General features: G+C 66.3%; 8 protein-coding genes. 3 read left to right on the top strand and 5 right to left on the bottom strand.

Features of this window, described 5'->3' with window-relative positions; all coding sequences use genetic code 11:
• Window positions 1–14: 14 nt before the first annotated feature.
• On the bottom strand, window positions 15–1,031 hold the full coding sequence (pcaQ, locus tag AB4Y35_RS27340; RefSeq protein ID WP_368691237.1) for a pca operon transcription factor PcaQ: 1,017 nt from the start codon (window positions 1,029–1,031) through the stop codon (window positions 15–17).
• Window positions 1,032–1,171: 140 nt separating this feature from the next.
• On the opposite strand from pcaQ, the gene pcaH reads away from it, so the two are divergent.
• Together pcaH and pcaG are read left to right on the top strand one after the other, a co-directional pair.
• Entirely contained in the window at window positions 1,172–1,876 is a 705-nt protein-coding gene (gene pcaH, locus AB4Y35_RS27345; protein WP_133184805.1) for a protocatechuate 3,4-dioxygenase subunit beta, read from the top strand.
• 3 nt (window positions 1,877–1,879) lie between these two features.
• A complete protein-coding gene (pcaG, locus tag AB4Y35_RS27350; protein WP_324156480.1) occupies window positions 1,880–2,467 on the top strand; it encodes a protocatechuate 3,4-dioxygenase subunit alpha in 588 nt (195 codons plus the stop codon).
• Window positions 2,468–2,637: 170 nt separating this feature from the next.
• Here pcaG and AB4Y35_RS27355 read toward each other — a convergent pair whose 3' ends face one another.
• The 4 genes from AB4Y35_RS27355 to AB4Y35_RS27370 all read right to left on the bottom strand — a co-directional run bounded on the left by AB4Y35_RS27355 (window position 2,638) and on the right by AB4Y35_RS27370 (window position 12,548).
• The gene (locus AB4Y35_RS27355) at window positions 2,638–3,216 is read right to left on the bottom strand and encodes an NnrU family protein (RefSeq protein ID WP_324156478.1); all 579 of its coding nucleotides are present in this window, start codon (window positions 3,214–3,216) and stop codon (window positions 2,638–2,640) included.
• A gap of 318 nt (window positions 3,217–3,534) precedes the next feature.
• On the bottom strand, window positions 3,535–3,765 hold the full coding sequence (locus tag AB4Y35_RS27360) for an H-NS histone family protein (protein ID WP_254315634.1): 231 nt from the start codon (window positions 3,763–3,765) through the stop codon (window positions 3,535–3,537).
• Window positions 3,766–4,070: 305 nt separating this feature from the next.
• Complete coding sequence (gene uvrA / locus AB4Y35_RS27365) at window positions 4,071–9,968, bottom strand: excinuclease ABC subunit UvrA (RefSeq protein WP_368706830.1); 5,898 nt, start codon at window positions 9,966–9,968, stop codon at window positions 4,071–4,073.
• A 225-nt stretch (window positions 9,969–10,193) separates the two neighbouring features.
• Window positions 10,194–12,548 carry a tetratricopeptide repeat protein gene (locus tag AB4Y35_RS27370; protein WP_368706831.1) on the bottom strand — a complete coding sequence of 785 codons (2,355 nt, stop codon included), beginning with the start codon at window positions 12,546–12,548 and terminating at the stop codon, window positions 10,194–10,196.
• A gap of 227 nt (window positions 12,549–12,775) precedes the next feature.
• On the opposite strand from AB4Y35_RS27370, the gene adhP reads away from it, so the two are divergent.
• Window positions 12,776–13,804 (top strand): alcohol dehydrogenase AdhP, encoded by a 1,029-nt coding sequence (gene adhP / locus AB4Y35_RS27375; protein ID WP_324159282.1) that lies wholly within the window; start codon window positions 12,776–12,778, stop codon window positions 13,802–13,804.
• The last annotated feature ends 46 nt before the right edge of the window (window positions 13,805–13,850 follow it).

A 13,850-nucleotide genomic window follows, 5' to 3' on the forward strand; every position in this document is an offset into this window, starting at 1 on the left:
GAACCGTGAAGCCCTCACCCCCCGGCGTCGGGCGAACGCTTGCCAGCGGAAGGGTTGGCAGCGCGCGCACGCCGCGTCCGCGGCGCCGCTGAGCCATCCGGCCGCACGTCGCGCTCGCGCGCCGCACGCCGCACGGCCTCGATCAGCACGCGACCGGCAGGCGTGGGCTGGGTATCGGTCCGCTGAATCACCCCCACCGGCTCTTCGCCGCCCGCGGAAGGCAACGGCAACCGCACCAGCGTCCCGCGCCGCAGGTCGTACTCGACGGCGCCGGCGGGCACGAACCACACCGCGTCGTTCTGGAGCGCGAGCGCGCGCCCCACGGAAACCGACAGCAACTCGACGAACGCCGACAGCGGCGGCGCGCCCCAGGCGGCAAGCAGACTGTCAGCCGCCTGGCGGATCAACGTGCCGAACGGCGGCAACACGAGTGGAAACGAGGCGAGTTGCGCCGGCAGCCCCGCCCCCTGCGCGAGCGGATGCCCCGCGCGCACCACCACGGCGAGCGGCTCGTTGTACAGCTGCTCGAAGCTCAGGCCCACCATGCGCTCGGGGTCGGCCAGACGGCCCACCGCGAAGCTGATCGCGCCTGTCTTCAGCCGCTCGAGCAGTTCGGTGTTGGCCCCCGTTACCAGCCGCACGCTCACGCGCGGCCATTCCTCGCCGAAGTGGCGCAACGCACCGGGCAGCAACGCCGTCGCCACAGTCGGCAGCACGCCGATATCGAGCGTCGCGGCCACCGCGCCTTCGTCGCGCGCGAGCAAGGCCACGCCCTGGCGCAGCGCGCTCATGCAGGCGCTCGCGTGCGGCATGAAAAGCTGCCCCTCGCGCGTGGGCACCGCGCCGTGCCGCCCGCGCTCGAACAGCTTGACGCCCAGCACGAGTTCCAGCTCGGCGATCGTCTTCGACACGGCGGGCTGGGTGACCGAAAGACTCTCGGCGGCCTGCTGCACGCTGCCCATCTGCGCCACGGCAAGGAAACACTGGAGATGGCGGAATTTGACGCGTCCGTCCGCGAGCCGGTTTTGCATAACGATTCGTTATACGAGATGCGAAAAAACATCATTTTGCATAACTTTTCGCTTTGGATAAAGTGGCGGCATCGGGTCGCACCGCCAACCGCTGCCGGCGCCAGGCCCATTCCCCCAATAATCCACTCAGGAGACACCCCATGGACGAGTCCATCCTGTCGCCGCGCGACTTCGACTCGCACCCCGCGTACGTTTATCCGCCGTACCGTTCGTCGGTCAAACGCGGCCCTACGCTCCCGCTCATCCCCCTGAAGGAAAAGCTGCGCAACCAGCACGCGCCCGTGTACGGCACCGACGACCTCGGCGCGCTCGATCACGACCTCACGCGCAACGCGGCCAAAAATGGCGCGCCGCTCGGCGAGCGCATCATCGTGACGGGCCGTGTGCTCGACGAAGGCGGCAAGCCGGTGCGCAACACGCTCGTCGAAATCTGGCAGGCCAACGCCGCCGGCCGCTATGTCCACAAGCAGGACCAGCACGACGCGCCGCTCGATCCCAACTTCCTCGGCGCCGGCCGCGCGATCACCGATAACGACGGCCGCTATCGCTTCCTGACGATCAAGCCGGGCGCGTATCCGTGGGGCAATCACCCGAACGCGTGGCGTCCGAATCACATCCACTTCTCGCTGTTCGGCGACTACTTCGGCTCGCGTCTCGTCACGCAGATGTATTTCCCCGGCGACCCGCTGCTCGCGTTCGACCCGATCTACCAGGGCACGCCCGAAGACGCACGCGAGCGCATGATTTCGCGCTTCTCGCTCGACACCACCGAAGAAGGCTACGCACTCGGCTACGAATTCGACATCGTGCTGCGCGGCCCGAACCAAACCCCCACGGAGCGTTGAACCATGGCACTCAAGGAAACGCCTTCGCAAACGGTCGGCCCGTACTTCGCCTACGGCCTGTGTCCGCAGCAATACGATTTCGACCTGAAGAGCCTCTTCACGGCCAACGTGGTCGGGCCTGAAACGCCGGGCGAGCACATCACGCTGATCGGCCGCGTGATCGACGGCGACGGCAACGCCGTGTTCGACGCGATGCTCGAGTTTTCGCAGGTCGACGCAAACGGCCGTTATCCCGCTTCGCGCGAGGACATCGCCAAAGACGGCTTCCGCGGTTTTGCACGCGTGGGCACGGGCACTGATGCGCAGCACCGCTTCATCGTGCACACCGTGAAGCCGGGCGTCGAGAACGCCGGCGAAGCGCCGCATCTGAACGTAATCGTGATGATGCGCGGGATGCTCACGCACACCTTCACGCGCATCTACTTCGAAGACGAAGCCGCCGCCAACGCCGCGGACCCGGTGCTCTCAGCCGTGCCCGCCGCGCGCCGCGACACGCTCATCGCACGCCGCAGCGAGCAGGCCGGCAGCATCGTCTACACGTTCGATATCCGCATGCAGGGCGAACAGGAAACGGTGTTCTTCGATCTTTGATGCATCGGCGGCCAGGCGAGACGAATCGCACTGACTTTCACGTGGCTTTCATGAATTGGCCCTATGATCGTGCCGCTGCGATCTGATCGCGGAACTCCGAGCTGTACCTTGTGAAGCCTGCCATGCGCAGGCTTCTTTTTTTACCGCGCGCCTGCGGTCCCGCTGCGCCCTCACCCGAGCGGCCGCACGCCGATCAGTACGCCATGCAGCCAGAAGGCGAACACGGCCCAGACCACGAGCCCGACCACGACGACGATCGCATCGCGCGACGTCTGTCCCGGCGGATAGACCACCCCGGCCTCGCGATCGCGCCGGTTCTCGCCTCGCAGCTCGAACAACGCCCAGACGAGAAAAACGCCGAAGAGAATGATGTCGTTGAGCGTGCCGTTCGCGAGCAGATGCGCGAACGCCCAAAGCGCGACGCCGCTCACGAACGGCTGGCCGACCGCGCGCTTGAAGTGATTGCCCGGCACATAGGCCGCGACGATCAGGATGAAGGCAATGGCGGTGAGGAGTGCCGTGACATGCGCCATCCAGAACGGCGGCAGCCAGATCGGCACAGGATAGCGGCGTGACAGGCCGTAGCCATAGACGATCAGCACGAAGCCCAGAATGGAGAGCAACGCGAACGCGCCTCGCCAGGCACGCGGCCCCAGGCGCTCGATCTGCGCGGCGCGCCAGGGCCCTGCCACGATGCGGATCGAATGGACACCAATGAAAATCACGAGGCCCAGCACGAGTATCGCCATGACTACCTCCCTGCCGTAGCAAGAACGCAATGGGCGAGATTGTCGCGCAGCTTGATCGCGCAGCCAACCGGAGTTTTCAAAAAAGCTGACTAATTACGCGTGCAAATGCCAGCAAAAAAGAATGCGTAAATCATTGCGCGCCTAAACCGGCACGGCCCATTAGGAGGCGCAATTAAATCCCGGCTCGCACCGAAAGGTATTTTAAAACTATGCTGAATAATACCGGGCGCCGCGCCAATGCGCGGGCTTTGCGGCATGCGCCGCGAACGGTCTGGCAGTCGAAGGGCAACACCGGCGCGCACTCACGCACCATCACGGCTAGCAACGAAAATGCTCGATATCCTGTCCTGCGTGCTTATAGCGCAAGAGCCAGGCCGGCATATCGCCCTCGCCATTCCACGTATTCCCGTATGCGTCGCGGTACTTGGGTATTTTTTCGCTTTCAGCAATAGACGCTTCAAGCTCTTCGAACGTAATGCCGTACTCTTCCATGCGGCGTCGAATCCACACGATGAGCCGTTCGCGCGCCTCTCCATCGAGGTCGAACATCGATTAATTCCTCTCGCTTCGTCAAGGGCAAGGCACCGATACAACGATCGGCAAAGAATGGTCTTCCCTGAAAAGACAAAGGCTTCGCGAACGAACTGCGAAGCCTTGCTGCACTGATGAGGTGGTCCGGGTGTGGAGCCCGCGACCGGTTCGGAGGGGATCTTCAGTCCGCTGCTCCGCTCTCAGGTGACGCCGCTACAGGTGAGCGAACGTTTGCTGCAAGCGGAACCCATGATACCTTGCGCTCGCGGCACAGATCAAGCGGTTTCAAGGCGGAGCGGGCCTCTGCGGCCCGCTCCATTCCTTTAGCGCGAAGCCGCCGCGCCGGTTGCGCGCCGCTCTGGTGCAGGTTTGCTTTCGGCGGCGTTCACGTTACCCTGGCCACGCGCCAGCACGGGCGCGAGCGCCGCGCCAGTATGGCTCGCCCGCACCTTCGCGAGCGCTTCGGGATCGGCCGCGGCGACGATCGTGCCGCCGCCCACGCCGCCTTCGGGCCCGAGATCGATGATCCAGTCGGCTTCGGCGATCACGTCGAGGTCGTGCTCGATCACGACGACGCTATGCCCCGCGTCCGCGAGCCGGTGCAGCACGCTGATGAGGCGCGCCACGTCGGCCATGTGCAGACCCACCGTGGGCTCGTCGAGCACGTAGAGCGTGTGCGGCGCCTTCTGGCCGCGGCGCGTGATGTCGTCGCGCACCTTCGAGAGTTCGGTCACGAGCTTGATGCGCTGCGCCTCGCCGCCCGAGAGCGTGGGCGAAGGCTGGCCCAGCGTGAGGTAGCCGAGACCCACGTCCTTCATGAGCTGCAGCGGGTGCGAAATACTCGTGATCGAGCCGAAGAACTCCACCGCCTCGTCGATTTCCATCGTCAACACTTCGCCGATGTTCCGGCCGCGCCACGTCACGGCCAGCGTTTCCGGATTGAAGCGCTGGCCGTGGCACACGTCGCACGGCACCTTCACGTCGGGCAGGAAGCTCATGCCGATGGTGCGCACGCCCTGGCCTTCGCACGCGGGACAGCGTCCGTCGCCGGTATTAAACGAGAAGCGCGACGCGCTATAGCCGCGGGCGCGCGCCTCGAGCGTATCGGCGAAAAGGCGGCGGATCGCGTCCCACACGCCGATATAGGTCGCGGGGCACGAGCGCGGCGTTTTGCCGATCGGCGTCTGGTCGACTTCGAGCACGCGGTCGATGCTTTCCCATCCGCTAATCGAATCGCAGCCCTGCCACGTATGCGAAACCTCGAGCTTCGGCTTCGCGCTCGTGCGCGCGAGCACGCTCGACCGGCGTTCCGCCGCGCTCGGCGCTTTCTCCTTCACCGCCTTGCGCGCGCGCCGCTCGGCAGGCGAAGACAGCACCGACCGCCCCACGGCGTCGAGCAGATTCGAAAGCAGCACGTCGCGCGCGAGCGTGGACTTGCCGGAGCCGCTCACACCCGTTATCGCCACGAGACGTCCGAGCGGAATCTGCGCGGTGACGTTGCGCAGGTTGTGCAGCTTGCCGCCGTGCACCGTCAGCCATTGGCCCGGCACCGCTTCGCGTCCCGCGCGCGCCGGACGCACTTCGCGGCGCGGCTGCAGCGGGTGCTGGATCGGCTGTGCGAGATAGCGGCCCGTGAGCGAATCGGCCTGCGCCGCGAGATCGGCCACGCTGCCCTGCGCGACCACGCGGCCGCCGCGCTTGCCCGCGCTCGGACCGATGTCGATGATGTGATCGGCGCGCCGGATCGTGTCCTCGTCGTGCTCGACCACGACGAGCGTGTTGCCCTTCTCGCCGAGGCTGCGCAGCGCGTCCAGCAGGATCTGGTTGTCGCGCGGATGCAGGCCGATGGTCGGTTCGTCGAGCACGTAGCACACGCCCTGCAAGTTACTGCCCAGTTGCGCCGCGAGACGAATGCGCTGCGCCTCGCCACCCGAAAGGCTCGGCGCGGCGCGATCGAGGCTCAGATAGCCGAGCCCCACTTCTTCCAGAAACTGCAGCCGGCTGCGGATCTCGCTCACCACGTCGCGCGCGATCTGCGCGTCGCGGCCATTGAGCTTCAGCGTGTCGATCCAGCGGCGCGTATCCGCCACGGTCCACTGCGCGACGTCGACGATCGGATGCGCGTCGAACGTCACGGCGCGCGCCACCGGATTCAGGCGCGTGCCGCCGCAATCGTGGCACGGCTCGTCGACCATGCCGTCGGGTTCCTGCTCCTCCGAAGGCAAGGTTTGCTCGCGGCCACGGCCGTCTTCGGCGACGATCGTGTCGTCGTAGGCGGCGCGCTGCTCGCGCGTGAGCGCGAGGCCCGTGCCCACGCAGGTCGTGCACCAGCCATGCTTGCTGTTGTACGAGAACATACGCGGATCGAGTTCGGGATAGCTCGTGCCGCACACTGGGCAGGCGCGCCGCGTCGACAGCACCTTCACCTCGCCGATGCTCGCCGTCGAACCGCCATTGCCAATCACGTGATCGAGGCCGTCGAGCGGCGCGAGCAGGTGCACGATGCCCTTGCCCGCTTCGAGCGTCGTGGCGAGCAGCGTGCGCAATTGCGCCTCGTTTTCCGGCACGATCACGAGGTCGCCCACCGGCAACTCGATCGTATGCTCGCGGAAGCGGTCGAGCTTGGGCCACGGCGCGACGGGCACGAATTCGCCATCCACGCGCAGATGCGTATTGCCGCGCGCCTTCGCCCACTTCGCGAGATCGGTGTAGACGCCCTTGCGATTGACGACGAGCGGCGCGAGCAAACCGACATGCTGGCCGCGATGTTCGCGCAGCAGTTGCGCGACGATCGCATCGACGCTCTGCGATGTAACTGGCGTGCCGTCATGCACGCAGTGCTGCACGCCGAGCTTCACGTAAAGCAGACGCAGGAAGTGCCACACCTCGGAGGTCGTGGCGACCGTGCTCTTGCGTCCGCCGCGCGAAAGGCGCTGCTCGATCGCGACGGTCGGCGGAATGCCGTACACGGCATCGACTTCGGGGCGGCCCGCCGGCTGCACGATCGAACGCGCATACGCGTTGAGCGATTCGAGGTAGCGCCGCTGGCCTTCGTGAAAGAGGATGTCGAACGCGAGCGTGGACTTGCCCGAGCCCGACACGCCCGTGATGACGTTGAAGCGGCCGTGCGGAATATCGACGTCGAGCGCCTTGAGGTTGTGCTCGCGCGCATTCACGATGCGCACCACGTCCTCGCCCTGCACCTCGCGGCGCGCCTGCGCGGCACGCACCGCGGTTTGCAGCGCGACGCCCTCTTCTTCCGCGAGCAGTTCGACGCCGCTGCCAAGCGCGGCTTCGTAGCGCTCGAGCGCCGCGCCGGTATGCGAGCGCGGACACGCGATCACATCCTCGGGCGTGCCGACGCACACCACTTCGCCGCCCGCATCGCCGCCTTCGGGGCCGAGATCGATCAGCCAGTCGGCGGCGCGGATCACGTCGAGGTTATGCTCGATCACGAGCAGCGAATGACCGCCCGCGAGCAGTTTGCCGAAGGCGCGCATCAGCTTGGCGATGTCGTCGAAATGCAGGCCCGTGGTCGGTTCGTCGAACATGAAGAGGCGGCCGCCCGCCTCCTTGCCGCGCGACTGCGCGGTTTCCGCGAGATACCCCGCGAGCTTCAGGCGCTGCGCCTCGCCGCCCGAGAGCGTCGGCACCGGCTGGCCGAGCTTCACGTATTCGAGGCCCACGTCCACGATAGGCTGCAGCACGCGCAATACTTCGGCATCCTCAGCGAAGCATTGCACCGCTTCGCTCACCGTGAGGTCGAGGACGTCCGCGACCGAAAGCGTACGGCCCGCGCGCTCGATCTTCACTTCGAGCACTTCCGCGCGATAACGGCTGCCGTCGCAATCGGGGCAACGCAGGTACACATCGCTCAGGAACTGCATTTCGATGTGCTCGAAACCGGAGCCGCCACAAGTCGGGCAGCGGCCTTCGCCCGAGTTGAAGCTGAACATGCCCGCCGTGTAGCCGCGCTGCTTCGCGAGCGTCGCCTTGGCGAACAGCTTGCGGATCTCGTCGAACGCGCCGACATAGCTGGCCGGATTCGAACGCGCCGTCTTGCCGATCGGCGACTGGTCGACGAACACGGCGTCGCTGATCTGCTCCGCACCGCTCAGCTTGCGGAACGTGCCCGGCGCTTCGGTCGCCTTGCCCAGATGCCGCGCGAGCGCGGGATAGAGCACGTCCTGCACCAACGTCGATTTGCCCGAGCCCGAGACGCCGGTCACGCACACGAGGCGTTGCAGCGGAATCTGCACGGTCACGTCGCGCAGGTTGTGCTCGCTCGCGCCTTCGAGCAGAAGATTCGGCGTGGACGCGTCAACCGGGCGTCGCTCCCAGTGCGAAGCGTCGGCGACGGCGCGGTGGCCGCCCAGGTACTCGCCCGTCAGGGTGCCCGAGGAGCGGATATCGTTCGGTGTGCCGTCGTAGACGATCGAGCCGCCGCGTTCGCCGGGGCCGGGACCCATGTCGATGAGGCGGTCGGCCGCGAGCATCACGGACGGATCGTGCTCGACCACGACGAGCGTATTGCCCGCGTCGCGCAGACGTTGCATCGCTTCGACGATGCGGTTGAGGTCGCGCGGATGCAGGCCGATACTCGGTTCGTCGAGCACGAACAGCGTTTTCGTGAGCGACGTGCCGAGCGCCGTGGTCAGGTTGATACGCTGCACTTCGCCGCCCGAGAGCGTGCGGCTCTGGCGATCGAGTGTCAGATAGCCGAGGCCCACGTCGCAGAGATACTTCAGGCGCGTGCGCACTTCTTCGAGCAGCAGCTTCAGCGCGTCGTCGAGCAATGCTGAGGAAAGCGAAAGATTGTCGAAGAAGCGTCGAATGCGCTCGATCGGCAGCAGCATCACGTCGTGCACGGTAAGGCCCGGCAACGCTTCGAGCTGCGCGCGTGTCCAGTCCACGCCGTGCGGCAGGAAGCGCCCCGACGGCGCGAGCACGTCGTCCGCGTTCTGCTGCGTGCCGAGGCGCCATTGCAGGGCCTCGGTTTTCAGGCGTGCGCCGCCGCAGGTTTCGCACGGCGTGTAGCTGCGGTACTTCGACAGCAGCACGCGGATGTGCATCTTGTAGGCTTTCGATTCCAGATACTGGAAGAAGCGCTTCACGCCGTACCACTGCGTCTGCCAGCTGCCCTTCCAGTCCGGCGCCCCGTTGATGACCCAGTCGCGCTGCGCCTGCGTCAGTTCCGACCATGCCGTATCGCGCGGAATGCCGGCCTTCGCGGCATAGCGCATCAGGTCGTCCTGGCACTCCTTCCACGCCGGCGTTTGCAGCGGCTTGATCGCGCCGCCGCGCAGCGTCTTGCGCTCGTCGGGTATCACGAGGCCCCAATCCACGCCGATCACGCGGCCAAAGCCGCGGCACGCGTCGCAGGCGCCGTAGGCCGAGTTGAACGAGAACAGCGCGGGCTGCGGGTCGGCGTAGCGCAGATCGCTGTCCGGGCAATGGAGCCCGGTCGAGAAGCGCCAGATCTGCGGCTCGGCCGCGGCTTCGGCGTCGCCGCTCTCGAGCACGTAAATGTTGACGCGCCCGCTGCCGCGCTTGAGCGAGGCTTCGATCGCCTCGATCGCGCGGCTTTTCTCCACGTTCTGCATGCGGAAACGGTCGGCGACCACGTCGAGCAGCTTGCGCGTGCCTTCGGCGGTCTTCACCTCGCGCTGCGCCTGCACGCGCGTATAGCCGCTCGCGGAGAGCCACTGCGCGACTTCTTCCTCGGTGGTCGTATCGGGCAGCTCGACCGGAAACGTGACCACGAGACGCGGGTCGCCCGTGGCGGTGCGCGCCATCAGCTCGGCGTAGATCGTCTCAGGCGTGTCGTGCCGCACGGGCTGCGCCGTGACGCGGTCGAACAGATTCGCGGCGCGCGCGTAGAGCAGCTTCAGGTGGTCGTTCAGCTCCGTCATCGTGCCGACCGTGGAGCGCGAACTGCGCACGGGGTTGGTCTGGTCGATGGCGATGGCGGGCGGCACGCCGTCCACGCGATCGACTTGCGGCCTGTCCATGCGGTCGAGGAACTGGCGCGCGTAGGCGCTGAACGTTTCGACGTAACGGCGCTGGCCTTCCGCGTAAAGCGTGTCGAAGACGAGGCTCGACTTGCCCGAGCCCGAAGGCCCGGTCACGACCGTCATTTCGCCGGTGTGCAGGTCGAGGTCGAGGTTCTTGAGGTTGTGCTGGCGGGCACCACGGATTCGGATGGATCGGTTATCGCTCACTTGCGCTGGCATTCCGGCTGGATCACACGCGTGGGGCCGGACGGCGCGCGAAATGGGGCAAATACGCGGCGCGGCCCGGCAACTTGCAGCGCAGCGCGCGCGGGAAATCGGCGCGCGGCCCTGGCTGTCAGGCTAGGATTCTACTGTATATTTATACAGCACGCTGGATGGCCGTTTGGCTGAGTCCCGGCCGCCGGTTGCCCCGTATTTACGCGCCAGATCGCCCTATTGCGCTGCGGCACGCCACATGCCTTCGTACGCCGCCTCGACGCCGCGCGCGAAGCGTTCGCCGTCCATGAGTGGCGAATGCGCCATGCGTTCGCGCAGCGTGGCGCGCAGCTTCGCGAGGCGCGGCAGGTCGCTCGCGAGATTCACCGCCGTCTCCACGAAGGCGTCGTCTGAATCGGCGGCCAGTTCGGCAAGACCCAGGTTCGCGAGCTGGCTCAATCCCGCGCGCCCCGCCACGGTCGCCCCGATCCGAGTGACGACGGGCACCCCCATCCACAGCGCGTCGAGCGAGGTGGTATGGCCGTTGTACGGCAACGTGTCGAGCCCGAGATCGACCGCGTGATAGCTGCGCAGATAATCGGCACGCGGCCGGAACGGCAGGAAGCGCACGCGCGCCGGGTCGATGCCGGCCCGCGCGATCCGAAGCGCGAGGCGGCGCCTCGCTTCACCCTCGGCGGCCATGAGCACGAGGCGCGCCGCAGGCAAACGGGCGAATACACGGGCCCACAGGTTCAGAGTCGTATCGGTGAGCTTGCACGGGTTGTTCAGGCTGCCGAACGTGACGTGTCCGGCGCTCGATGCCGGCAGCGCATTCACTTCGGGTTCCGAAGCAAGCGGGTCATAGCACCAGAACGTGTGCGGCAAACGCCACGACTTTTCGCTGTAGTGGCCATCGTGCGCAGGCGGATCGAGCCAGGGATCGGTGAGCCGCCAGTCCATCGCGCCGATTCCGGTCGTGCCGGGATAGGCAAGCCAGGCGACCTGCACCGGCGCCGGCTTGCGCGCAAACAGCAGCGGCCGGCCATCGGCCATGTGCATCGTGAGATCGACGAGGATATCGATGCCGTCCGCGCGGATCTGGTCCGCCAGCGCCGCGTCGCTCGACGTGCGCACGTCGTGCCACTCGTCGACGTGCGCGGCAAGTCGCGCGGTCGTCGCATCGGGCCTGACCACGCTCGAATACGCATGAATCTCGAAGCGCGTGCGGTCGTGATGGGCGAGTAGCGGCGTCATGAACAATGCCTGGCAATGCTCACGAAAATCGCCCGATACGTAACCGATGCGCAAACGCCTTCCCACGGCCGGTTCGACAGGCGCCTGAGCGCGTTGCACGGCGAGCGGCGCTTCGTGCTGCGCGGACCAGCGTCTCGCCTCGTCGAGGATCACCTGCGGATCTTCGGCCTGGAACGACAACGCGTACAGAAGGTTGCTGTGCGCGATGAGGTTGCCGGGCTCGCTCGCCACGGCCCGGCGAAGACATTCGATGCCTTCGTCCAGGTCCCCGCAGTCCTTGAGTACGTTGCCGAGATTGTTGAGCGTGGCCGAGCGCGATGGATCGAGGCCGAGCGCCTGGCGCAACAGCGCTTGCGCCTCGTCGAAGCTGCCGAGCGTGCGCATCAGGTTGGCGGCGTTGTTGAACGCGTCGACGAAATCCGGCCGGATGCGGATGGCCGTTTCGTACGCCACGCGTGCAGCGGGGTAATCGCCGAGATCGCGGCAGACATTCCCCAGGTTGTTGGCCGCTTCCGCATGCGCCGGCTCGAGCGCGAGCGCGCGGCGATATTGCGCTTCGGCTTCGCGCAGACGGCCGCGCGCCTGCAGCGCGACGCCGTAGTTGTAGGCCGCATGCGCCATATGCGGTTCGCTGGCCACCGCGCGTTCGAGCAGAGGCAACGCCTCGTCCAGACGCTCCAGGCGCGTCAGCAGCACGCCGAGGTTGATCATCGCGACAGCGGTTTCCGGCGCGGCCGCCAACGCGGCGCGCAAGCTTTCGAGCGCCTCCTCGTCCTGCCCCGCTTCCTGCAGCAACGTGCCGAGGTTCGTCAATGCGTTGACATCGCCCGGCTGCAAGGCGAGCGCGCGGCGATACGCCGCCTGAGCCGCGCCGGAATCGCCCAGCAGCCGCAAGCCATTGCCGAGGTTGTTCCAGGCGTCGGGCCGGTTCGCCTCACGCTCCAGCGCCGCCCGCCACGCCTCCACCGCTTCCGCCAGCGCACCTTGCGCCTGCAGCGCCGAGCCGAGCCCGCACCACAGATCGGCGGACGACGCGTCGTCCGCCAGCAGAGCGCGATAGATCTGCGCCGCTTCGGCATGGCGTGCGGCCATGGCATACGCCTGCCCCAACGCTTCGCGATAGCGTCGCTGACCGGGATCGACGGCGAGTGCGCGCTGCAACCAGCCGATCGCATCACCCGGCGTGCCTTCCTGCAAACCGATCACGCCGAGGCGAAACATCGCGCCAGCGTGCGTTGCATCGGCTTCGAGCAGTTGCGTGTACAACTGACGCGCGCGCGGCAGGTCGCCGGCGAAATGGCTCTCACTGGCGCGCTCGTAAAGGGAGTCGTTCTGCATCGGGCTCACTGAATTCGTGCAACGAAGTCGTTACCAAACCTTATTCAATATTAACGGCAGTTTCTTTCAAAAACTTCTCACCCGTTTTATTACCAACTATTGAGCAAGTTCATCGCAGGCGAAAAACCTTTCCTTCACACTCGAAAGGCAGGCGGACGTGCGGCGACACCGCGATGCGCAACGCATCCGGCCGCGCGCCGCCACTCAGCTTCGACAGGAGCCCGACGATGAGCAAGACGATGCAAGCCGCGGTAGTCCGCGCATTTGGCAAACCCCTCGTGCTGGAGGAAGTGACCGTCCCCACTCCGGGGCCGGGCGAGCTGCTCGTGAAAATCGAAGCGTGCGGCGTATGCCACACGGACCTGCACGCCGCGCACGGCGACTGGCCCGTGAAGCCGCAGCCGCCGTTCATTCCCGGTCACGAAGGCGTGGGCTATGTCGTGGGGGTGGGCGCGGGCGTCACGCATGTGAAGGAAGGCGATCGCGTGGGCATTCCATGGCTCTACTCGGCATGCGGCCATTGCGAACATTGCCTTGGCGGCTGGGAAACACTTTGCGAGCAGCAGCAGAACACCGGCTATTCGGTCAATGGCGGCTTCGCTCAGTACGCGAAAGCCGACGCGAATTACGTCGGCCTGCTGCCGAAAAATATCGACTTCATCGAAATCGCACCCGTGCTCTGCGCCGGCGTGACGGTCTACAAGGGCCTGAAAGTCACCGACACGCGCCCTGGCAACTGGGTCGTGATTTCCGGCGTGGGCGGCCTCGGCCACATGGCCGTGCAATACGCGCGCGCGATGGGGCTCAACGTCGCCGCCGTCGATGTCGACGATACGAAACTCGAACTGGCGAAACGCCTCGGCGCGACCGTGACGGTCAACGCGAAAACGACCGATCCCGCGGCGTATCTGAAGAAGGAAATTGGCGGCGCGCACGGCGTGCTCGTGACCGCGGTCTCGCCCATCGCGTTTTCGCAGGCGCTCGGCATGGTGCGCCGGGGCGGCACGGTGTCGCTCAATGGCTTGCCGCCCGGCGACTTTCCGCTGCCGATCTTCGACATGGTGCTAGGCGGCGTGACGGTGCGCGGCTCGATCGTCGGCACGCGCCTCGATCTCGAAGAGTCGCTGATGTTCGCCCAGGAAGGCAAGGTCAAGGCGACCGTCTCCACGGAAAAACTGGAGAACATCAACGATGTGTTCGCGCGCATGAAGCGCGGCGCGATCGAAGGCCGCGTCGTGCTCGATATGGCGGGCTAGGCGGCGCGCGGCCGCTCAATGAAAAACGCGCCGGGCACCGCTGCAA

Origin of the sequence: Paraburkholderia sp. EG286A (assembly GCF_040965375.1) — a bacterium.
GTDB lineage: Bacteria > Pseudomonadota > Gammaproteobacteria > Burkholderiales > Burkholderiaceae > Paraburkholderia.